The sequence below is a fragment of the Thalassotalea sp. PS06 genome (assembly GCF_007197775.1).
Lineage (GTDB): Bacteria > Pseudomonadota > Gammaproteobacteria > Enterobacterales > Alteromonadaceae > Thalassotalea_A.
This window is the reverse complement of the sequence record NZ_CP041638.1, coordinates 1511043-1534402: the sequence shown is the minus strand read 5'-3', so window position 1 is coordinate 1534402 and position 23360 is coordinate 1511043. Positions and strand designations below refer to the sequence as shown.

Below are 23360 nucleotides of genomic sequence, written 5' to 3'. Positions count from 1 at the left end.
TGGCTTATTAAAGCATATGGACACTTGGCTAAATCGCAAATTAATCACAGTCACTGAAATCTCGGTGTCAATTCGTTGCAAATTTATAAAACAAAGTTCGACATCTGCTAACCTGTGTTTGGTATAATGCCCTATTGTTTTAATTTTCATCGTCGTTTTCTATGATCCCACAACCGAAAGTCGCCCTGTTTGATTACCCTAAATACTGGGCTGAGTGCTATGGCACCGCACCATTTTTACCCATAAGCCGCAAGGAAATGGACGAACTTGGCTGGGACAGTTGCGACATCATTCTGGTTACCGGCGATGCCTACGTCGATCACCCAAGTTTTGGTATGGCCGTAATCGGTCGAATGCTCGAATCACAAGGCTTTCGGGTCGGTATTATTTCTCAACCCGAATGGCATTCAAAAGATCCATTCATGGAGCTTGGCAAACCAAACCTGTTTTTCGGTGTAACCGCCGGCAATATGGATTCAATGATCAATCGCTATACCGCCGAAAGACGGTTGCGCCATGACGACGCCTACAGCCCGAACAACGAAGGCGGAAAACGCCCTGACCGAGCAGTCTTGGTCTATTCACAACGTTGTAAAGAAGCTTACAAAGATGTGCCGGTTATTTTAGGTGGTATTGAAGCCAGCTTACGTCGTATTGCCCATTATGATTATTGGTCAGATAAAGTTCGACGCAGTGTTATTTTCGATGCTAAGGCAGATTTACTGATTTACGGTAATGCCGAACGTCCGCTGGTTGAAGTGGCCCACCGCATTGCCCGTGGCGAAACACCGGAAACCTTAACCGATGTTCGTGGTACCGCATTTATCACTAAACAGGCACTGCCGGGATGGCGCGGCGTTGATTCTCGCAGCATTGACCGACCAGGAAAAATCGATCCAATTCCAAGTCCTTATCAAGATATGACACCACAATCCTGTGCGACCGATGACAAGCCCGCTCAGGAAGATACTGGCGTACAGCAAGTTGATGTGTCGAAAGAAGCGGTGCCAATTCAAATCAGCGACTATCAGAATAAAAGCTGGGACAAGCGTTTTAAGCCCTGGGAAAAAACCTATGTGAAGCTGCCAAGTTTTGAGCAGGTTACCAATAACAAGGTTCTTTATGCCCACGCTTCAAGGATATTTCATCAGGAAGTAAACCCTGGTAGTGCCAGAGCGCTGTTACAAAACCATGGCGATCGCAGTGTTTGGTTAAACCCACCGGCCTATCCGTTGAGTGAAGCGGAAATGGATGGTGTTTTCGGCCTGCCTTATGCCCGGGTTCCTCATCCTGTCTATGGTGACGCGAAAATTCCGGCTTATGACATGATAAAAACCTCAATCAATATCATGCGAGGTTGTTTTGGTGGCTGTTCTTTCTGTTCGATTACCGAACATGAAGGACGCATTATTCAATCGCGTTCCGAGCAATCAATTCTTGATGAAATCGAAGACATCAAAGAGAAAGTGCCTGGCTTTACCGGGGTAATTTCCGATTTAGGTGGCCCAACCGCGAACATGTACAAGTTACGTTGTAAGAGTCCAAAAGCGGAAGCCACCTGTCGTCGTCCATCCTGTGTTTGGCCTGATATTTGTGGCCATATGGATACCGATCACACGCCAACCATTAACCTGTATCGCAAAGCGCGAAAAGTTCGCGGTATCAAGAAAGTACTGATTGCATCTGGCGTGCGCTATGATTTAGCAATTCAGGATCCGGAATACGTCAAAGAGCTCGCCAGCCACCATGTCGGCGGTTATCTGAAAATTGCGCCTGAGCATACCGAAGAAGGTCCGCTGGCGAAAATGATGAAGCCAGGCATGGGAACTTACGATAAGTTTAAAGAGATGTTTGATCACTATTCCAGGCAGGCGGGTAAAAAACAGTACTTGATTCCATATTTTATTTCGGCCCACCCGGGTACGACCGATGAAGATATGATCAATCTGGCGTTGTGGCTAAAAGAGCGCAATTTCAAACTGGATCAGGTTCAGAACTTCTATCCATCACCGTTGGCAAACGCGACAACGCTTTACCACACAGAAATTGATTCATTAACAAAGATCCGTAAAACCTCGGTATCGGTGCCGGTTGCCAAGGGCGGCCGTCAACGTCGTTTGCATAAAGCCATTTTACGTTATCATGACCCGGCTAACTGGCCAATCATACGTGAAGCCTTAACGAAAAAAGGCCTGGCGCGAAAACTTATTGGTAACGGGCCACAACATCTGGTGCCACCAGAAACCCGAAAAGAGAAAAATCAGTTTTATCGCCAGGGTAAAAATAACGCCAGTGGTTATAAAACGTCTCCTGGGCAGAGAAACAACCGTCGTTCAAAACCTGGGCAGAAAGGCCTGACCCGTTTCAGCAAGGACCAATTTAAGTAGCCGTTTGAATATCTGTATCGATTAAGCAGTGCTGCAGCTTCCCCCAGATATTCATCCGTTTTGCGGGCGCATCCGTATGAACGTTAGCGCCTTCATTTATCTGCGTTGTACCTCTTGCCATTAAACGTTAAGGTAACGTTATGAAAATTAGAGAAAACATCGAACTAGCACTATAATTTGAAAAAAACAACAAATAGCAAGTTGACAGGGTTATCGTTGCAAGCAGTACACGAGGTAATCTTGCCAGGAAGGCTGCTACGTTTGAAAACACAGACTGCAAAACTGGATAACAACTTGAAAAGTAAATTAATAATCTATCTTTGTGGACTGCTTGTTTTATCGGTAGGGTTGAACACTTATCAGTTTTTTTCCCGGGTAGAACAAGTTCATAGTCCAATCACCGCACTGGCAGAGTCACTGATTGTGCCGTCGTATACATCTTCGCCTGCTTCCGAGAAAAGTTCATCATCGAGCGACAACAGCCAGAATAATAAAGTACGCCTCTCTCTTGCCGAGACGCCAATCGGTGAAGCAACTGATGGCAATTTACAGTTATTGATTGCTACCGCGGAACAGTTTTTCAATGTTCGACAGTTCGATAGCGCTGCTGATATTTACGCTGATATTGAAATCCAGTCTGAAGAGGCGGCAACCCACTTGAAGAGCGAATGGTTGACGCAGGCTTATCAGTGGTTAGAGCAAAAGCAATTTACCCTGATCAACAATCTTCTCGAGAATTTCTTAGCGTATTCGTCGAACGACGAAGATTGGTTGCTGGTGAAAATTAATTACTTCGAAGCCATTGATAAAAAGCAGGAAGCAGTTTTTTTGTACTACGAGCTTATCCATAACTCCTTCGATTACGAGAAAGAAGAAATGTGGTTGAGCCAGATCCATCAGATTGCCGAAAAGCAGAGACGCAGTTTTGCTCATAATGGCGCATGGCACGAGCAAATCGACTTCTTTGAGCCTTTGCTTATGGAAGAACCAAATTATCCGCCTTACATTCTAGCGCTGAGTCAGGCTTTCATTCAATTGGAAGAGTTTGATATCGCTGATTCGTATCTGGATAACATTTCTCACCTAACAGCGTACCAGGGGCAGGTAGCAAAACTTCGCCGCCAAATGCACAGTACTCAAACAGAGTTACAGGCAATTAAGCTGAACAAAATTAATGAGCATTTTCTTGTCAATGCTCGCATCAATAAGCAATACCGAACAAACCTGATGATAGATACTGGCGCCTCGATTACGGTGTTGTCAGAAGCTTATTTCAATGCATTGAAGAATAGCGGAGACATTCAGGTCAATCGTCAGTTAGAAATCAACACCGCAGCGGGTAATCAAACTGCATATTCGGTTATCGTCGATCACTTCAACATCGGCGAACACCAATTGGAAGACTTTGAGATTGTGGTGATGGAATTGCCCGGCTTTGAAAAAGCCGATGGCCTACTTGGAATGAACTTCTTAAAACAATTCAAGTTTGAAATCGATCAGGAAAATTCTTTACTGTTTTTATCTGAGCCCTAATTACGTTGGCGAATCTTACAAACGCGAAAAGGCCCGTTGAACGGGCCTTTTTCATATTCATTCTTGTTTAAGTGGTCTAAGAGCATGTGGTATGCAGTGTCGCCACCTTTGCCCCAATTAAATTCTCTTAAGCTGCAGAGCGCTTTTTAACGTTTTTCGCACGAACCTTACGTTTAGGAAATGACAATAATGTGAATTTCATTTGACGTCCATGATCCTGTAATAAATAACTTGCAAACTGTACATCGACCATTTTCGCCAGAAATGCCAGTGCCAGGCAGGTTAGTGGTACATATACTAAGGAAACGATTATCTGCTCAAACCAAAGCACGTCTGCCAGTATTGGTAATGCGATAACCAGACATGCTGTTAAACGATATAACCATAGATATTGTGCTTTTGAACGATTCATTGTGAACTCCACAATTTCAGCTAACTTCGAAACTAAGAATAGAAAGCTTGAGGGTTCTCGGCAAAGGGAAAATATTCACGCTTCAGATGAATATTATTCACCTGCTATTAACATTTCCTTAACCCAATGGATAAATGCCTGAATTGCCTGGTTTTGTCGCTCGCTCTCGCGAAACACCGCATACAGCGACATGGGAAATTCAGCATTTTTTTGGAAAGGATCGACAAGGATTTTCGATTTAAGTAAGTAATTTTCGATAGGTTGCATCGCCAATGCGACGCCCAACCCCTGCTCCGCCGCCTGCAATGAAGCATCGTAATCGTTAAAGGTGAGCTTAGGTAACACTTTCAGCTTACCATTACCGACTGCTTTGCTCCAATTCCCCCATACATTGTCCATATCAGCAAGATCGATTAATGGCACATCGGCAATTTGCCGAACGTCCTTTAACCCATGTTGTTTTTGAAAGTCAGGTGAGCAAACCGCAATGATTCTGACATCCAGGATTTTCTCTACCGCAACGTCAGGCCATTTACCATCGCCGATGCGAAATGCCAAATCAATGTCCTCATAGCGCAAATCCAATAAGTTCATCGACGTTTCGATACGAATATCCAGTTCAGGGTTCTGATTTTGAAAATTGGACAGCTGCGGCAAGATGATGTTTCTTGATAACGAAGGAAAGGTAGATATTTTCAATAAATTAGATTGAAATTTAGTCTGCAACTGACGAGTAGCATGCTCGAGCTTTTCTAACGATTGGCTTACATACTTTAAATAGAATTGTCCGGCATTGTTTAGCGTCACCCCACGCTTGTCTCGCTGGAATAACTCAAAACCCAGAAACTCCTCTAATGAGCGTATTTGATGGCTGACCGCCGATGGGGTAATAAAAAGCTCTTCACTGGCGTGTTTAAAGCTTTGATGCCTGCCAGCGGCTTCGAACACCACCAGCAAATGCGCCGGGGGAATTTTACGGGCCATTGTTACCTATTGTTTGCTTTAAAGGATTACCAGCAACTATAACGGAAATTTTCTATTTCGCTTCGCTGGTTGTCGTAGCGAACCTGAATCTCACGGTGTCAATTCTTAACTTCAACGTATCTAGCCACACTCAAGATCAATGTTGATAAGTTTTCCTGTTCAAATATCCGCCATTACGAACAAATAGTAGACAACGATAGAATTACCGGAGGATAGTAGATTCGTTTCTCCGGTTTCAAAGCTGTTGCCTGGATATTGATTTAAAAGAAAAATCGAATTCGTTTTGGCCGGTATTTAAAGTATCGATCTAACTCTATGTTTATCATTAACTTTATTATATTCGCAAGCCAACCTTGTCTGCAGTAACCAAATTTCAATAAAATTATTTGAAAACTCGTTGAGCTTTATCAACGAAAATAAAAATATTCTCCTCCTCCGATCGCCAATATCAATTCATTCACATAAGACAAACTAAGCCAAGACAGCCTGTGGATAAATCTGTTAGCAAAATAAAAACCAATAAAATTAACGCCTAGAGACCAGAAATGCGAATTTAGCAAGTTTATTTTTTCAGCAAATGAGAATTTACGAAAATATTGGTGAAGAAATTTGAGGCCGTTATTAAGTTTTGCACAAAAACAGTGGATAACTTTTGCGGTGCCTTGCTGTATCAGCCCTCTGTTTTTGCAAGCACTTTTTTAAACTTTTTTTGCATATTTTTATTATTAAAAAAAACCTTGCTTTGGGTATCAATTTTGCAATGAGTTTGTACTAGTATAAGTAACAAATTCCCTCAGTTTACCAGACGACCTAAACCCAATGAAAACCGCACTCGTACTAGGGGCTACAGGACTCACTGGCTCTATTTGTATCGATAATCTCTTGGATGATGAAAGATACCAAAGCGTCATTGCCATAAGCCGCTCTCCCCTGCCGAAAAGTCATGCAAAATTGACCCGGGTGGAATTGAATGATGAACAATTGCAATCAATCTACCAGCAGTTCGACATTGATGAGGTTTATTGTTGCCTGGGTACCACCATTAAAAAGGCTGGAAGTCAGCAGGCATTTAAAGCGATTGATAAAGACTTGGTAGTCAAAATCGCTAAATTTGCCCATCAAGCGAATGTGAGTAACTTTGCGGTAATCTCCGCTTTAGGTGCCAATGAAAAGGCGATGAGCTTCTATAACCGTGTCAAAGGCGAGATGGAACAGGCGCTAATGAACATTGGCTTGGAGTATTTAGTCATTATGAGGCCAAGCCTCATTCTGGGCTCTAGGCAAGAATCCAGAACCGGCGAAGACTTTGCCAAGAGCCTTTACCGATTTCTTGCCCCTGCAGTTGATCGTTTGTGTCCAGCCTATCAGCCAGTCGAAGCTACGGATATTGTCAGGTCAATGATCGATGCGCTGAATCAGCCGCAGAAATCTGGCATCGAGATTATAGAGAACAAAGATATCATCAATGGAAAGCAAATAAGCGACTAGAGTTAAGTCATATAGGAGAGAAGACTACGTCAATTAGGACGTTGTCGTAGAAGACTCCGTCGGTTTTGGCCATGGATGGCTTATATGCAGAAAATGCACTAATACATAGAAATATGTAGTTAGAATAACGCACTAGTACAAGGATGTATGTAGGTAGAATAACGCAGGAGCAGTTATCGAGGAGCAGTTATCGAGGAGCAATTTTCTGTGAGGACGCTGTCGAAAGTTCGAAATTCGTCATTGCGGCGTCGGCCGTAATCTTGCTTTTCGAGCTGAAACTTCAAAGTGGCTGAATGACTCTAGTGTGCCACAAGCGGGAGTTAAAACTCCCTTAGTACGCATCGTGAACGAACTCCGAGCACGTGACGGAAAACGTCACTTCGGGTACACAATCAAAGATTGTTCCGGGTTACCGACATGGACGTTGGTATGCAGAATTTGTCTGGAACCGAAATTCTGTACCCGCGACACAAAACGTCGCTTCGAGTAAAAAGCAAAAAGCCTTTTGTCATTCCCTGATACTACAGGGAATCTTAGCCAGGGCCGAATGTTTCTAGTGTGCCAGCCAGAGTCATACGCTATCCCGTTGATATACTCCGTCATCCCCTGCTCCGACAGGGGACCTCCCTTCGTTTTACTGAGACTTTTTTACTTAGTTTTTGAGCTAAGAAGTTGAAATAAATAGGAACACAGGATGCGACAGGAGGTCCCGCATCAAGTGCGGGATTACGTTGGATCTTAAGAGAGTATAGTAGGTTCAATAGCTTTTACTCGCTCGCAGCAAACGCTCGCGACTGCCAATTATTCAGTAAATTACGTTATTTATATTGACGTCGAAAATGTGCAACCAACCTTCATTAATGACTTATTTGAATTAGCAGTTATAAACTTAAGCAGAGCCAAATAAGGCAGGTAAGAGGCAATAGTATAGGCACTATACTCATAGCAATAAAATCAGAAGTCTTGCCATGCCTTCGTGCTTTGAAACCATCCCGCACAGTAAGAACCACAACTACTAAAAATACTAGGCCAATATAGAAATGTGGCTTTTCAAAGTCCGTAAGACCAACCAACATGAACAATGGCCCGATTATTGAGCCAATCCATGCAAATGCTACAGTTTTAGCTCCTAAAAAAGTTACGTATGCGTCTTTCTTCATCTTTTCTTAATATTAAATGAGGGGCTGATTATAGCTCTCTAAAGTCAGATTCGTTCCTGCCATATCAATTGAAAGGGGCACATAATTTACAAGCAAGGACATAGCTAGCGGATCTCTTTTTCAATGGCATAGATTTCATCATCAATGGTATCCAGCTTTGCTGCGACTATGGTGCGTGCATCCTCTAAGCCTCGGTTGTAGTAATAGCTGCCCATTTCTTTGGAGACAAAATCAAGCAGGAACTCAGCATCAAACTGACCTATCTCCTGATCCAGTTCATTTTCAAAGTAAGTTTGCAGCTTCTCAACTAACACCGCCTTTTGTTCGTTGGTAAACGTTATCTCAGACATAATATCCCTTTATATCAAAAAGCCCCCTATCTCATGAAAACTGTTCAGGGGCTTATAAATCCAGATATTCTTTAGTTGTGGTTAAAGAACACCGTGCTCGGTTAGCAATGTAATTAACTGCTCTTCAGTTAACACCTCAACGCCAAGCTGAGTTGCTTTGGTAAGCTTTGATCCCGCTTTCTCGCCGGCAACCAGATAATTGGTTTTGGCAGACACACTGCCCGAAACTTTAGCGCCTAAAGACTGCAGATGACCTTTGGCTTCGGTACGTCCCATCTGGCTCAAAGTTCCAGTTAACACAAAAGTCTGGTCTTTTAGTGGCAGCTCTTTTTCGGCCTTCACTTCAATCGTTGGCCAGTTAAGTCCTACTTCTAATAGTTGATGAATCACTTCACGATTATGCTCTTCGGCGAAGAAATGCAGGATATGGTTAGCAACCACTTCACCAACATCAGCAACTTCAATTAGTTGTTCAAAGGTTGAAGATTGAATAGCCTCAAGGGTTTTAAAATGCTGTGCCAGATTTCCTGCTGTCGCTTCACCCACCTCGCGAATACCCAATGAGTAAATAAATTTCGCAAGAGTTGTAGTTTTCGCGGTTTGCAGAGCCGCTAAAAGTTTGTCAGCCGATTTAACGCCCATACGCTCTAACGTAGTTAGCTGCGTTTGATTAAGGGTAAATAGATCCGCAGGCGTCTTAATCAGCTGTTCATCGACAAGTTGTTCAACCAACTTGTCCCCTAACCCATCAACGTCTAACGCTTTACGAGAAGCAAAATGTTTAATCGCCTCTTTGCGTTGAGCACCACAGAACAGACCACCAGTACACCGCAATACCGCTTCGCCAATCACCCGTTCTACTGCAGAATCACATACCGGACAAGCGTCTGGAAAGACGATATCTTTGGCATCATCCGGGCGCTTATCGATAACGGCGCTAACAATCTGTGGAATAACATCCCCAGCCCTGCGAATAATCACCGTATCTTTGATTTTAAGACCAAGACGGTCAATCTCATCCTGGTTGTGTAAGGTAGCATTGGATACGGTAACACCACCAACAAACACAGGTTCAAGACGGGCAACCGGGGTAATCGCACCAGTTCGACCAACCTGAAACTCAACGTCAAGTAAAGTCGTTAACTCTTCCTGAGCCGGAAATTTAAATGCGGTTGCCCAACGCGGCGCTCTGGCGACAAATCCAAGTTGCTGTTGATCGGCAATGCTATCAACCTTTAATACCACACCATCGATTTCATAACTAAGCTGGTCCCGGCGGGTCATAATGTCCTGATAAAAATCCACACATGCTGATGGTTCGTCAACTTTGACAATCTCAGGACAAACCGGCAGACCTAATTCTTTCAAACGCATCAAGCGCTCATAGTGGCTCGCCGGTAACCAGGTATCACCATCCTCCACATAGCCGACGCTGTATGCGTAAAATGATAGATTACGCTTAGCCGTAATTTTTGAATCTAACTGACGTAAAGAACCAGCTGCTGCGTTTCTCGGGTTAGCAAAGGTCTTTTCACCTTTTTGATGGCCTGTTCATTCAATGCATCAAAGCTAGCCTTAGGCATAAAGACTTCGCCGCGCACTTCGAATACTGGTGGCAGGTTATCGCCGCGCAAACGTAGTGGAATGGCATTAATGGTTTTCACATTTTCGGTAATGTTTTCACCAACCTGACCATCGCCACGAGTTGCTGCCTGAACCAAAATACCATTTTCATAACGAAGGCTTACCGCCAGACCATCGAGCTTTGGCTCACAACAAAAACTTACTGCTTGTGTACGTCCCAAGCGGTCGTGGATACGGCTTATAAAACCCTGCCATTCGGTTTCATCAAAAACATTATCCAATGACAACATCGGGATCTGATGGGTAACCTGAGAAAACGACTTTAAAGCTTCGCCGCCAACTTTTTGCGAAGGCGAATCCGCTTGCTTGAGCTCAGGATATTGAGCTTCCATCTCCTGCAATTCGCGCATCAATCTATCGTAATGACTGTCAGGCACGGTCGGTGCGTCCAACACATAATATTGATAATTGTATTCGTGAAGCTCAGCGATGATTTCGCTCATCTTAGATTGGATTTTCGTTAGATCAGACATTGAATAATGTAACCTGGGTCGTGTAAATCTGAGTTAGAAAAAAGCCTCCGTCGGAGGCTTTTATTTTATATTTTTAAACGTTTGCGATTCGGCTCTTGCGGTCGAATTCGCGAATCTTGGTAAGATAGTGTTGCTCGGTCTGGCGCGTCATGACGCTACGCTGTCCATCAAGAACCTGACCACCAAATTCGCTGGCAAGTTGCTTCGCCGCCGACAACATTAACTTAAACACTTTGCTCGGGTCGCCAGCATTCGGCAGCGTCATAAACAGGGTTAGCCCTGTAGTGGCAAAGTTCTCCATATTGTCGAGGTCAAAGGTGCCCGGATTTACCATATTCGCTAAAGAGAAATGGATTGGCCCTTTACCTGAGTTATCTTGATGGCGATGGAAAATATTCATATCACCATACTTCATACCAAGGGTTAGTAAAGTCGGTAGTAAAGCGGCACCAGAGATTAGCTGGTTTTGTCCGGCAACAACACTAATTGCCAATACTTCCTGCTCGATATCCGCGGCTGGTTGATCGTCTTCTTCATCGGCGAAATCGATTTCCATCTGGTCACGACGAATTTGCGCTTTGGTTTTCTCAACACGACGCTTAGCCTGAGTATTTTCAACAACTTCCGGCGCCGCCTCTACAACCTCTTCTTCCGCTTCAAACGTCGGCTCAGTGAATCGCATCTCTCTTACCGACGGTTGTGCTTTAGTCGCTTCATGGGCTTCAAATATGCGTTCCATTTCCGCCATCGCCGGCTCGCTCGCCATATCCAGAGCAGGATCACTCATGTAGTCGTTATCAACGCTAAATGAATCTGACGGTAAGTCAGTGGTATCGACTGGTTCGTCACCAATCTCATCAAACTTCTGATTAGAAGACGAGTAGGTGTCGGTTTCTGCTGAATCAATATTGCTCAAACTGCTGTCAAAATCCGGTGTACTGTACGCATCACTGGAAAAAACCGGAGCGGAGAGATTCTCTGTTACCGGGTTAGTATCAGCTGCAGGGTTTTTCACAACCTTTTTCGGTCGGCCAACACCATCCTGGTCGAATCCAGAGTTGTCAAAGGTGCGTTCTTCGACATCATCTTTCGATTCAGAAGCCACAGATTCTTTTAATTTATAGGGATTTTTGCGGTCTTTGCGCAGGGTATACATTCCGTGAATGCAGAGTGCGGCAATCGCGAGAATACTGATAATGAGGAGAATATCTCTTAAATTAAATTCCATATTTAAGCCTGTTTAAGATGCTTGCGCCATAGCGACGGCTTCTTCGATATCCACAGCAACCATTCTGGAAACACCTGGTTCATGCATAGTCACACCGGTCAGGTGAGTTGCCATTTCCATCGCAATTTTATTATGACTAATGTAGATAAACTGCACCGTTTTCGACATTTCCTTAACCAACTTACAAAATCGTTCAACGTTGGCGTCATCCAATGGTGCATCAACTTCGTCCAGCATACAAAATGGTGCCGGATTCAATCGGAAAATCGCAAACACCAATGATAAAGCGGTTAGGGCCTTTTCACCACCGGAAAGTAAGTGAATCGTACTATTTTTTTTGCCCGGTGGTCTAGCCATGATAGTAACACCGGTATCCAATAAATCTTCCCCGGTTAAATCCAGGTATGCGCTTCCGCCACCAAATACCTTAGGAAACAGCGCCTTAAGATCATCGTTCACCTGATCAAAGGTCTGTTTGAACTTCGCCCTGCTCTCTCGATCGATTTTAGCAATGGCGGTTTCTAACGTTGCTAAGGCATCTTCTAAATCATCGTTTTGCTGATCAAGGAAGCCTTTGCGTTGTTGTTGTAATTCGTATTCTTCAATCGCTGCCAGGTTAATCGCACCAAGACTATCAATTTCTTTGGCGACTCTGGCAAGCTTGATCTGCCATTGGTTTTCCTTAGCATCAGCTGGCAATTCCTGCAGCACATCTTTCAGTGATTGCTGTAATTCATCCAACTGCTCGATAGCCGTATTTGCCCGAACCCGATAGTTTTCGCCATCAAGGGTGATTTTTGCCATCTTGTCTTTAATAAGACTGATGTTATTTAGCAAGCCTTGTTGGCTTTGATTAAACGCCATGATTTCATCATTGGCTTTTGATTGCTGTTGGTGCAATGCCTGTTGCTGTTGTTCAAGGTCACTGCTTCGGATCAATTTTTCCTGCAGCTGCTCCTGATCATCCAGTAACGGGATTTCCAATTCTTCCTGAGCAATCTGTAATTCCTGCTGTTGTTCGTTGGAAAACTGAATTTGCTCTTCAATGCGCTGAACCATTAACGCCAGGTTCTTTAACGTCGACGATAACTGCTCGCGTTTCACTAACTTTTGCTGCAGCTGCTGGTTAAAGTTATTGATACGACTTTGCCATTGTTGCAGCTCTTGTCCTGCACCAGAGCGCTGACGTTCAAGATCATCACCATCATCAGCAAAGTTTTCTAACTGCTCGGCTAGCTCTTCTTCAGTGAAAGCCAGGGTTTCTGCTTCTTCGGTTTTTTCTGCGATGCCGGCATCAAGGCTGATTAGTTCTCCTGAAACGCCAGAAGCTTGCTGCTTGAGTAAGGTCAGCTCCTGATTAACCAACTGCAATTGTTGCTTATGCGCGGATAACTGTTGCTCAGCCTGTTGCCATTGTTGTTTGGCTAAGACCGCGGCTTGCTTTGCCTGTTCCTGAACGCTTTTTGCTTGTTCAAGGCGGGATTCTAGTTCGGTAACGCAATCTTCTTGCCCCTGCACTTGCTGTTGCAATTCAAGCAGCTGGTTTTGTCTTGCCAGTTGTCCCGATTCACCCTGTAGCAAGCCTTTTTGCATCCAGTTTTTACTAAACCACACGCCTTCAGGGCAAATCACAGATTCGTCATTGTTTAACGACGCAATCATGCCTCTGGCCTGCTGTTCATTATCCGCAAGATGAACTTTACTCAATAGCGTCTGAATGGAATGCGGGTTTGAAATTTTGCTACTCAGGGTACCGCTTTTCGCTAAATTTTCAGAAACCTGTGAATCGAGATAAATCGCGCCTTGATTTAGTGGGAACCGTTCCGGTAACTGCGCAGTAACATTCGCTTGCAGCCAATGTCCCAACACCATTTCAACCGCCAGCTCCCAGCCCTTTTCCACATTAAGCTGTTCCACTAATTGGCTCTGGCTTTCCAGACCAAGTTCAGACAACAATGCCTGTTGTTGTTGCTGCCAATCGCTGCTGGTTTGGGTTACCTGTTGCAGCGCTTCAATTTGCGTGATGGTTTTATTTAATGCCGTTTGCGCTTGCTGTAATTGCCCGGCCAGATCCTGGTAATGCTGATCTTTTTGATCCGCCAGGTTTTGCTGCTGGCTATAGGTATCTTGATATTCTTCTACCTGTTCGGCAATAACCATGGCGTCTTCTTGAAGATCGCTTTGTTTCGTGGCAATCGCATCAATATCAAAGTCTTTTTGTTGTTGTAGCAATTTCTCACGTCGCATGCTCAATTGCTGTGCCTGTTGGCGCGCTGCATCGATTTGCGATTTCACCAGCTGTCGTTTTTGCATCAGCTCATGCTTTTGCTGTTGAAAGGCCTGCCATTTATCCTGCCAGGATTGTTGCTGTTCACTTAAACGCTCGGCTTGTTCTCGTGCTTGTTCAAGTTGCAATTGCAATTCTTCAATTTCTGGCTCGATATCACCAAGCTCAATATCAAGTTCCTGGCGTTTGGCCTGCTCCTGATGCAATTGATGCTTGTTTTCCTGAGCGCGAATTAGCAACTTATCGAGATCCTGAGACAAGGTTAACTTGCGCTGCTTGGCGTGCTTGATGTTTTCTTCAAGTCGGGTAATTTCAGTACTTAAACTCAGCTTTCGTTGACCAAGGCTGTTCAGCTCACTGGTACTTTGTTCTTGCGCCTGACGGGCCTTAACGATACTAAGTTCGCGCTGCCCCTGCTCGGTATTTAATTGCTCAAGTTGTACCGCAAGCTTTTGCTCGTCGGTTTTTAGTTTGTCTAATTTATTCTGACAATGTTGCCAGCGAATCGCCGCAATTTGCGATTTGAACAAGCGTTCCTGCTGCTTTAACTCTTTAAAACGCAACGCTGCCTGAGACTGACCATGTAATTTTTCTAGCTGGCTATGCAGCTCGTGACGTATATCGGTCAAACGGGCGAGGTTTTCCCGGGTGGCTTTTATCCGGTTTTCCGTTTCCCGACGTCGTTCTTTGTATTTTGAAACCCCTGCAGCTTCTTCAATGAAGATACGCAGCTCCTGAGGTTTAGATTCGATTAAGCGGGAGATCATGCCCTGCTCAATGATCGCATAACTTCGCGGCCCAAGACCTGTACCCAGGAAGATGTCGGTAATATCTTTACGGCGACATTTGCTGCCATTGAGATAGTAAGTATTTTGACTGTCGCGGTTTACGACTCGGCGGATAGAAATTTCGGTGCGATCGGCCATTGAACCGGTAATGCGCTGCTGCTGGTTATCAAACACTAGCTCCACACTGGCCTGCCCGGTAGGTTTACGAGCAGTGGAACCATTAAAGATAACATCGGTCATCGAATCACCACGCAGGTTTTTCGCTGAGCTTTCACCCAGAACCCAACGTACCGCATCAATGATGTTGGATTTACCACAACCATTGGGGCCGACGATGGCGGTCATCTCCTGTGGAAACGGCACATTAGTGACATCCACGAAAGATTTGAAACCGGCTAATTTTATCTTTTTTAAGCGCATTTAATCTTATTATTCTCAGGTAAGAAATAAAATCTGTGCAATCTGAAGTTCGACTAAAGATTGGTATTACCTTTCTAATATTTGATAATACCTGAATCAAGGAAATATTGAAGTGCTTTGTAACACTTAATCAGTTGCTAAGTGCGGTTCAATAAGTAAGAATCCAAAAATATTGATGTCTTTTGGAAAAATGGAATGAATCAAGCACAATTACAACAATCTGCAGCGCAAAGTGGCGCCAGTTATTTCATGCAGGGCTTTAAACTAATCCGTACCAAAGGAATTCGTCGGTACGTGTTTGTGCCGTTAATCGTCAACCTTATTCTGTTCGGGTTTGCTTTCTATCAATTGAGTTTTTATATCGATGACTGGATTGTGCAACTGGAGGCCTGGCTGCCTTCGACGTTAAGCTGGTTAATCGTAATTGTTGAGCCGCTTATTTATATCGCCAGTGTTATTGCCGCCTCGTTTGTATTTTCAACCGTCGCTAACTGGCTGGCCGCACCTTTTAACGGCCTGTTGTCGGAAAAAATTGAACAGCACCTTACCGGGCAATCCTTATCCGACGGTGGCTTTGTCGATATTATCAAAGATATCCCAAGAACCTTATATCGCGAATGGCGCAAACTGCTTTATTACATTCCGCGAGCCATAGGCTTTTTCCTAATCTTTTTATTTGTACCGGTTATCGGTCAGGTGATCTGGTTTGCCTTTATCGCCTGGATGATGGCAATTCAATACTGCGATTATCCGTTCGATAATCACAAAATCGATTTTCAGACCATGCGCTCTAGCTTAAGTGAGAAACGTGGAAAGTGTTTCAGCTTTGGTTTAACGGTGTCTTTGTTTGCCATTATTCCGATATTGAACCTGGTTTTAATGCCAGTGGCTATCTGTGGCGCAACAGCGATGTGGGTTGATCACTTCCGCCGCGCTCACGTTTAACTCCCAGACCTTAACGAGTTAGGGTCAAATCTTGAATTTCGCATGTTCTAGATCAGCAACGATTATTCACAGATGGGCTTAGACCAGTTTCCTTAGTTTTATTAACTTAGGGGTGTTATCTTTGCACGGATCAAGATCTGATAATCATATAGAAAGCTCCTCTTGTAATCGATACAGTTGTGTTGACCAAAACATAAACAGTATCGAGAGGAGCTTATGATGAAACTATATGGTGGAATTGATTTGCATTCAAACAATTGTGTTATTGCTATTGTAAATGGTAACGGTGAAAAGTTGTTGACCAAAAGGCTAGATAACGATTTAACGGTTATTCAATCATTCTTAAAACCCTACAAAAATGATTTGACCGGACTCGTTGTGGAGTCGACCTTTAACTGGTACTGGCTTGTCGATGCTTTGATGGAAGATGGTTTCCAAATGCACTTAGCTAATCCCAGTGCGATTCAACAATATTCAGGACTCAAGCACGCTGACGATAAAACGGATGCCCGATGGCTTGCTGAAATGCTACGGCTTGATGTGTTGCCTGAAGGCTATATATACCCAAAAGAAATGCGAAGCGTGCGAGACCTGATGCGCAAGCGAATGGATATCGTACAGCAATCGACAAAGAATTTGTTATCCATCCAAAGTTGCTATATGCGCCACCTGGGTTATAAACCAAGCAGCAATAAAATTAAGCAAATGGCCCAGTGCTTTGAAGAGACGAATATCGATGATATCAACCAAACATTCTCTTCGGCACATACCAGTACTGCCGTCTATTCAAACCTAGCGTTATTGCGCTGTGCACAGCAACAGATTAAGCACATAGAATCACAGGTTTTAAAGCAAGTATCGCTGTCTCCTGAATTTCGTTTACTGACCAGCATTGATGGTATCGGCAAGGTGCTTGCGCTGACCATCATGTTAGAAACAGGAACGATAGAACGGTTTGCAAGTGCGGGTAACTTCGCCTCGTATTGTCGCTGCGTAAATGGCAGCAGGACAAGTAACGGTAAGAAAAAAGGCTCCACGAATATAAAAAATGGTAACCGTTATCTAGCGTGGGCGTTTATAGAAGCGGCCAATTTTGCTATGCGATACAACCCGGCAATAAAAAAGTACTATCAGCGAAAACTGGCTAGAACGAATCGCAACATCGCCCTTAAAACGGTTGCTCATAAGCTCGCGAGAGCTTGTTACCACGTACTTAAAAGTAACGTAGCATTCGAGGATAACAAAGCATTCAGTTAATGACATTATGATGATTTAGGTTGATGCGTTGAGTTAATACTGGGGTTGGAAAAACCATAAGATCTGATTAGGCCTTCGCATCAACCGCTCAATATTGATTTGTTAAATATGCCCAACGCCGGGAGCCATTTAGGGTTGGATGCCATTACATAACCAAAGATTTGTTATTGAGCAGAGCTTAAGGCTTTGCCAGGAACTGGACCAGGGGTTGGTACTAAACGATGACTGAAACGCAAGTTAAGGGCCTTAGGCAAACATCATTGATGCTTGCCTAAATCGCCTAAATTCAGATGGGTGACTGGTGCATATTTACACCAAATAATTGTCATAAATTAGGTGCATATTCACTAATATCAATGAGTTGAAGCTTTAACCCTGTACTTGCCATTAAAAAGAGTAAGAAAACACGGCTGCGTTCTTGACCGGAGCTTTCTAATGGGTGACCCCAATAAATTCAATCGGGTTGGCGGCGATTAGCCCATGCGTTTTACGAAACAATCTACGAAGCGTTGCGCCGATGTCGGGTCCATATTGAAATACAGTGATGGTTCGATAAGCTCCGCTTCCATCATTGCAAAACCATCCTGATGACGAACGAAATCAAGGCGCGCGTACATAGGCATCGACGGCAAATTTTGCAGAGCGTGTTCAGCATGCGCTAACAACGTTGCTTCAGGTTCTTCAATCAATGCCAATCGGCCACCGTGTTCTTCCTGTACCCTAAAGTCATCCTGTTTCGGCGTTTTCAAAATGCTGTGGCTGTATTGACCATTGAAATAGAAACATGAAAACTCACCTTCAGATATCACATGTTCCATAAATGGCTGCACCATAAAATCACCCTTGGCAAAAGCGATTTCTAAATCAGCTATTGCCGCTTTAAAGTTGTCTTTTCGCAACCAGAAGGTATTTTCGGCATTGGCGCTTACACAAGGCTTAAGCACGATTTGTTCGGTTTCAAAATGCTGAAAGTATCCGGATAGCTCGCTGGCATCAAATCGCTGTTTCCAAAGGGTAGGAACAATGGTTACTTTCTTCTGCTCAAGTTCCATCAGGTATTTTTTATTGATATTCCAACGCACCGTTTGCAAATCGTTTTCTAAGATTGCTGACGAGGCTTCAATGCTTTCAAGAACCTCAATAAACTCCTGCTCATATTGCTGGTAATCCCATGGGCTGCGAATCAAAACCACATCATAAACATTCCAATCAATGGATTTATCATGCCAGTCGACCGTATGAGTTTGCCATCCAGCTTCTAAAAACGGCTTATCAAGAAGTTCATCGTATACTTCGAATTCTTCCAGGTTTGCCATCGACAATATCGCACAGTGTTTCAAATTAAGTCTCAATGATATTTAGGGTTGCCAAAGTGTACTCGGGATGAGCTTATTTTCGCAACAGTTCTACACACACGATTTAACACACGATTTACGTTTGCAAAGCAAATATGGCGAGTAAACACGTCCAAGTTAAGGAATTTACTTGACGCTCAAGCGTGAAAAATTTACATTGTTGAACGAAGATATTCGTGAAGTAACAGTGACTTTATAATGTTAAAAAGAATTTTTGTACTTTTACCACTCATACTAAGCTCCCCTTTTACCTTCGCGGAAGAAAACGAAGTTTCCGGATCCGTTGTTGATATTCCATTAACCAACGATGCGAAAGTTTTTTCCCGATATGATGACGATTTCCCTGCCATTTTGACGTTTTTCAGTCAATTAAGCGAAGCTGAAATCAAATCGTTTTATGACGAACAACTCGGCGCGCCGGTTTCTTCAGAAACTGTATATGGCCGTTTAGAATTAAAATATTCGCAAGACAACAAGTCTTTTCGCGTGATTATTGATTCCCTTCAGGAAAATCATCGCGAAGTAGACGTATTAGTGAGCGAATAAGCCTTTATCCGTGTCAGCCTCCTGACACAACACCTGCCCCCACAAAATTTTCAGTTACCTGACCTAGGTCGGGTGGTTATTTGTATCTGTTCAAAAAGGAATAAACCATGAAAAAAACCATCAAGGCGTCTGCCCTATCCCTTGCCATCGCATCCATTGGTCTTTCTGGTTGTGTAACAACTGTTGATCCATATAGCGGCGAAGAAAAAGTTTCGAATACTACCGTAGGCACAACCGTAGGTGCTGTTGCGGGTTCACTCATTGGTGTTGCCATTGGTGATAACAAAGAATCCGCCGCAATCGGTGGTGTTGTAGGCTCTGCGATTGGTGCTGGTATCGGTTACAACATGGATCAGCAAGAAGCAGTATTGCGTCAAAAACTGCAACATTCTGGTGTAAAAGTCGTTCGCCAGGAAGATGGCTCGATTAAATTGATCATGCCTTCAAACATCACCTTTGCAAACGATGAAAGTCAGGTTAATCCTGGATTTGTGCGCACCCTGGATGCTATTGCCGAAGTGTTAAAGCAAAACAAGAACACCAAGATTCGTGTTGTTGGTCACACTGACAGCATTGGCAAAGCAGAATACAATCAGAGCCTTTCCGTGCGCCGTGCTTCTGCTGTTGCAACAGAAATGCGCGTATTAGGCGTCGCTGCAAACCGCATTGTTTCTATGGGTATGGGTGAAAATCAGCCGTTAGCGGATAACAAGTATGCCAATGGCCGTGCATTAAACCGCCGCGTTGAATTATTTATTGTTCCAGCTGCGTAATCGATATACAAACTTGTAATTCAAAAAAGCCCGCTGCTTGTATGAGTAAAAACAGGCAGCGGGCTTTTTATTTGAGAAAATCTCGATTACTCTCTCAAAATTTCGTCGATAGTACCCTGCGCCAATGGATGATATCCCGGGCGAGCCTTGGCATATACCGGCTTAACCCAGACCAGACCAGCATCCGTTTCTGCAAGCTTCATATACAAAGGCACAATAAGCTTACGGCGGCCAATGCTAATTAAGTACTCTTCTAGCTGCGGCTTAATTACGTCATAACCATTGATTAATGCCAGCAAATACCAGGCATGGGCAATTTCCGCGTTTTGGCTCGTGGTTAAATCAAATGCTTTGTCCAATTCCTGCATTTTTTGCAATGCTAAATCTCGCGGTAATTCATTGATGAAATATAACCATTCATGGACTGTCCACTTGTCGGTAGGAATTTTATCTAACGACAAAGTACCAGCCTGCCAGGCTTTAGATTGAGTTTCCACTTTGGTAAATACATCCGATGTCGGGTTTGGTGTTGTTGCTGGTAAACCTTTACCAAACACCCATTCATCCACTTCTTTGTTACTGACAATACCCGGATATTTTTTGATCAGGTTATTGTTCATATACTGAAGAAAATCATCGGTCGTAATACTTTGAAATGCGAAATGATTAAAGTAAGCAAGCACGAACGGATCGAAACGTTCGCGGCCATAGCGTTTTTCCAGGAAAATCAGGAATAGCTGACCTTTAACATAAGGAATGTTGGAAAACGCCGCATCTGGATCGCGGCCTTTAAGGTCCAGATGCAAGATGGTGTCATCCGCAGGCAGGGTTTTCATATCGCTCTTTAAGCTTTCCACTGCCAAAACTTGTTCCATCACCGAACGCTCTTTAGAAAACACCACTTCCATAATGCGATTTTCCACATAGGAGGTGAAACCTTCGTTTAGCCATAAATCGCGCCAGGTAGCGTTAGTTACCAGATTTCCTGACCACGAATGTGCTAATTCATGGGCAATCAGATTCACCAGGGATTTATCGCCAGCAACCACGGTTGGGGTGATAAAAGACAAGCGAGGATTTTCCATACCACCAAAAGGAAAGCTCGGCGGTAACATTAACAAGTCATAACGTCCCCAACGGTACTCTCCATAAAGCTTTTCAGAAGCGGTTATCATGTCTTGCGTGTCATCAAACTCGGCCACGGAAGCGTCAAGAATATATTGTTCGGCATAGATACCGGTTTGCTCACTCATGGCTTTGAACTCTAAATCACCAACGGCGATGGCAATCAGGTAAGCAGGAATCGCTTGTGGCATGGTGAATTGATAATCACCATCACGCTCGGTGCCCGGTTCGTTATTGGCACTCATTACCGCTAACAAAGACTTGTCGGTATTGATTTGTGCGGTGTAGGTCATGCGTACCGCAGGCGTATCCTGAATTGGGATCCAGCTACGGGCATGAATCGCCTGGTTTTGACTGAACATAAACGGCAGTTTCTTACCTGCAGTTTGCTCTTTCGACAACCACTGCAGGCCAGATGCCTGTGGTTGAGATTTGTATTTCACTAATAACTTATCGGCTTGAAAGTCAGGCTTAATGGTTAACTTCGCGCCCATTACGTCATCACGCTTACCCAGCTTAAAGTTAACTTTTTGCCAGTCGCCCTCACCTTGCTTTGCTTTTACCTGGTCAACCACCAAATCCCGGGTATCGAGATACAAGGTTTTGGCATCTTTATCTGACCAGTCCAAGGTAAGCTCAGCAGAGCCAACCAAGGCCTTTTGCTCAAAGTCTACGGTTAAATCAAGATGAACATGTGATACTTTAACCTGATCATAGTTGGCGTAGGTAAGGTCATCGTCGACCTTGGCAAATCCTGGTACAACCAACATCATATTGATGGTTAGCACCGCTATTACTCGCTTAAAATAGCGATTTTTCAATAACAACATGTTTATGTAAATCCTTGAAACGACTGTTGATGTTGTTTTGCTTTGAGGTAAAGAAAACGTTAAAAGCAAAAACCATTGCGCTAAGTTTACTGAGGAAGTATCAGCTTGCAAGCTTTGTTAATGTTCACTAACTACGCAATTGAACAGAATTGTAAACAAAGCATTAGCCTTACTCCTTGTTTTTCTGCGATAATTGCCAGCCAGAAACAGATAGATTGAACGAAACTAAATCATGAGCGACACCCCCAAATCCCTATTTGCAAAACGCTTTCGTGGCTATTTCCCAGTTGTTGTCGATGTTGAAACCGCAGGCTTTAATGCCGCTACCGATGCATTACTGGAAATTGCAGCGACAACGCTGGATATGGATGAAGAAACCGGTGTGCTGTCGTTAAAAGAAACCTTTCACTATCACGTTAACCCGTTCGAAGGCGCTAATCTGGAACCTGCAGCGTTAGAATTTACGGGTATCGATCCTACTAACCCACTGCGTGGTGCAGTTGATGAAGAAGTGGCATTGAAAGCGATTTTTAAAGCCATTCGCAAACAGATGAAAGCGGCAGGATGTCAGCGAGCAATTATGGTTGCCCACAATGCTGCTTTTGATTTAGGTTTTGTAAATGCCGCCACTGAGCGCGCGTCAATTAAGCGCAGCCCTTTCCACCCATTTGTAACCTTTGACACCGCAACCTTATCAGGCCTGGCACTCGGGCAAACGGTTCTGGCAAAAGCCGCGGTAGCTGCCAATCTTGGTTTTGATAACCGAGAAGCGCACTCGGCTTTATACGATACCGAGAAAACCGCAGAACTGTTTTGTTATATTGTGAATCGCTGGCAGGAATTGGGCGGCTGGCCATTGCCGGAAGTAGAAGCCGACGAGTCAGACGGTGTTGCATCTAAAGAAAACGAGCCAACTGGCGAAGATAAGTAAACCCAAAATAAACCAGTTTTTGCGTTTTACACAAACGCTGCAGCAACCATTAGCAACAATAATGCAATGGTGATAAAACCGAACAAGCCAGCCAATTTTCTGTTGCTTTTCATACTCTGTTGATGATGTTCTTGCAGGGCTTTAATTTGCGTTTCATTGAGGCCTTTGCAGTGCTTGCAAACCTCGTCTTTTGCCGGATATTTCAAACCACATCTTGAGCATTTTCGGGTTTTACGAATTGGTATCAAAACATTGTTCATCTCTAGCTCCGTTTATCCAAATTACTTCCCGTAACCGTTGATAATGCTATTTCTGGTTGAGGATTTTCGGATTGCCAATACTTCGAGACATGTTTTCATTGCAACAGCCGATTAATTTTTATCTCCTTCAACTAACTTGTCGCTAACCCCTTGAAAAAAAATCAAATCAACCTCTTTATCATTA

General features: G+C 43.8%; 16 protein-coding genes and 1 pseudogene. 8 read left to right on the top strand and 9 right to left on the bottom strand.

From position 1 onward, the window contains the following. Nucleotides 1–161: 161 nt before the first annotated feature. Complete coding sequence (locus FNC98_RS06725; protein WP_143580525.1) at nt 162–2387, top strand: YgiQ family radical SAM protein; 2226 nt, start codon at nt 162–164, stop codon at nt 2385–2387. 294 nt (nt 2388–2681) lie between these two features. Beyond that, nucleotides 2682–3920, top strand: a complete 1239-nt coding sequence (locus tag FNC98_RS06720) for a TIGR02281 family clan AA aspartic protease (protein ID WP_143580524.1) — start codon at nt 2682–2684, stop codon at nt 3918–3920. A gap of 127 nt (nt 3921–4047) precedes the next feature. On the opposite strand, the gene FNC98_RS06715 is transcribed toward FNC98_RS06720, so the two are convergent. Both FNC98_RS06715 and FNC98_RS06710 read right to left on the bottom strand, forming a co-directional pair. Next, nucleotides 4048–4332 carry a hypothetical protein gene (locus tag FNC98_RS06715; RefSeq protein WP_143580523.1) on the bottom strand — a complete coding sequence of 95 codons (285 nt, stop codon included), beginning with the start codon at nt 4330–4332 and terminating at the stop codon, nt 4048–4050. 93 nt (nt 4333–4425) lie between these two features. After that, nucleotides 4426–5316 (bottom strand): LysR substrate-binding domain-containing protein, encoded by an 891-nt coding sequence (locus FNC98_RS06710; protein ID WP_143580522.1) that lies wholly within the window; start codon nt 5314–5316, stop codon nt 4426–4428. A gap of 819 nt (nt 5317–6135) precedes the next feature. On the opposite strand from FNC98_RS06710, the gene FNC98_RS06705 reads away from it, so the two are divergent. Beyond that, nucleotides 6136–6804 carry an NAD(P)H-binding protein gene (locus FNC98_RS06705; RefSeq protein ID WP_143580521.1) on the top strand — a complete coding sequence of 223 codons (669 nt, stop codon included), beginning with the start codon at nt 6136–6138 and terminating at the stop codon, nt 6802–6804. 1264 nt (nt 6805–8068) lie between these two features. On the opposite strand, the gene FNC98_RS06700 is transcribed toward FNC98_RS06705, so the two are convergent. The 4 genes and pseudogenes from FNC98_RS06700 to smc all read right to left on the bottom strand — a co-directional run bounded on the left by FNC98_RS06700 (nt 8069) and on the right by smc (nt 15154). Further along, nucleotides 8069–8314, bottom strand: a complete 246-nt coding sequence (locus FNC98_RS06700; RefSeq protein WP_143580520.1) for a DUF2164 domain-containing protein — start codon at nt 8312–8314, stop codon at nt 8069–8071. An 81-nt stretch (nt 8315–8395) separates the two neighbouring features. Beyond that, a pseudogene (gene ligA, locus FNC98_RS06695) lies at nt 8396–10431 on the bottom strand (NAD-dependent DNA ligase LigA). A 73-nt stretch (nt 10432–10504) separates the two neighbouring features. Continuing rightward, a complete protein-coding gene (zipA, locus tag FNC98_RS06690) occupies nt 10505–11659 on the bottom strand; it encodes a cell division protein ZipA (protein WP_143580519.1) in 1155 nt (384 codons plus the stop codon). A gap of 12 nt (nt 11660–11671) precedes the next feature. Continuing rightward, nucleotides 11672–15154, bottom strand: coding sequence for a chromosome segregation protein SMC (gene smc, locus FNC98_RS06685; RefSeq protein ID WP_143580518.1), 3483 nt, complete (start codon nt 15152–15154; stop codon nt 11672–11674). Nucleotides 15155–15349: 195 nt separating this feature from the next. Here smc and cysZ point away from each other — a divergent pair, with 195 nt between their 5' ends. Together cysZ and FNC98_RS06675 are read left to right on the top strand one after the other, a co-directional pair. Next, nucleotides 15350–16099: a sulfate transporter CysZ gene (gene cysZ, locus FNC98_RS06680; RefSeq protein ID WP_143580517.1), complete on the top strand. Its 750-nt coding sequence runs from the start codon at nt 15350–15352 to the stop codon at nt 16097–16099. A gap of 216 nt (nt 16100–16315) precedes the next feature. Continuing rightward, nucleotides 16316–17356, top strand: a complete 1041-nt coding sequence (locus FNC98_RS06675; RefSeq protein WP_260680384.1) for an IS110 family transposase — start codon at nt 16316–16318, stop codon at nt 17354–17356. 473 nt (nt 17357–17829) lie between these two features. On the opposite strand, the gene FNC98_RS06670 is transcribed toward FNC98_RS06675, so the two are convergent. Further along, entirely contained in the window at nt 17830–18708 is an 879-nt protein-coding gene (locus FNC98_RS06670; protein ID WP_260680527.1) for a RimK family alpha-L-glutamate ligase, read from the bottom strand. 201 nt (nt 18709–18909) lie between these two features. On the opposite strand from FNC98_RS06670, the gene FNC98_RS06665 reads away from it, so the two are divergent. Beyond that, the gene (locus tag FNC98_RS06665; RefSeq protein WP_143580516.1) at nt 18910–19257 is read left to right on the top strand and encodes a hypothetical protein; all 348 of its coding nucleotides are present in this window, start codon (nt 18910–18912) and stop codon (nt 19255–19257) included. A gap of 107 nt (nt 19258–19364) precedes the next feature. Continuing rightward, on the top strand, nt 19365–20030 hold the full coding sequence (locus FNC98_RS06660) for an OmpA family protein (RefSeq protein ID WP_185968085.1): 666 nt from the start codon (nt 19365–19367) through the stop codon (nt 20028–20030). Nucleotides 20031–20116: 86 nt separating this feature from the next. Here the strand turns inward: FNC98_RS06660 and FNC98_RS06655 are convergent, their stop codons facing one another. After that, nucleotides 20117–21928 (bottom strand): M1 family metallopeptidase, encoded by a 1812-nt coding sequence (locus tag FNC98_RS06655; protein ID WP_185968106.1) that lies wholly within the window; start codon nt 21926–21928, stop codon nt 20117–20119. 289 nt (nt 21929–22217) lie between these two features. Between FNC98_RS06655 and rnt the strand changes: the two genes are divergently transcribed. Next, the gene (rnt, locus tag FNC98_RS06650; protein ID WP_143580514.1) at nt 22218–22916 is read left to right on the top strand and encodes a ribonuclease T; all 699 of its coding nucleotides are present in this window, start codon (nt 22218–22220) and stop codon (nt 22914–22916) included. Nucleotides 22917–22942: 26 nt separating this feature from the next. Here the strand turns inward: rnt and FNC98_RS06645 are convergent, their stop codons facing one another. Further along, a complete protein-coding gene (locus tag FNC98_RS06645) occupies nt 22943–23176 on the bottom strand; it encodes a hypothetical protein (protein WP_143580513.1) in 234 nt (77 codons plus the stop codon). Nucleotides 23177–23360 lie beyond the last annotated feature (184 nt).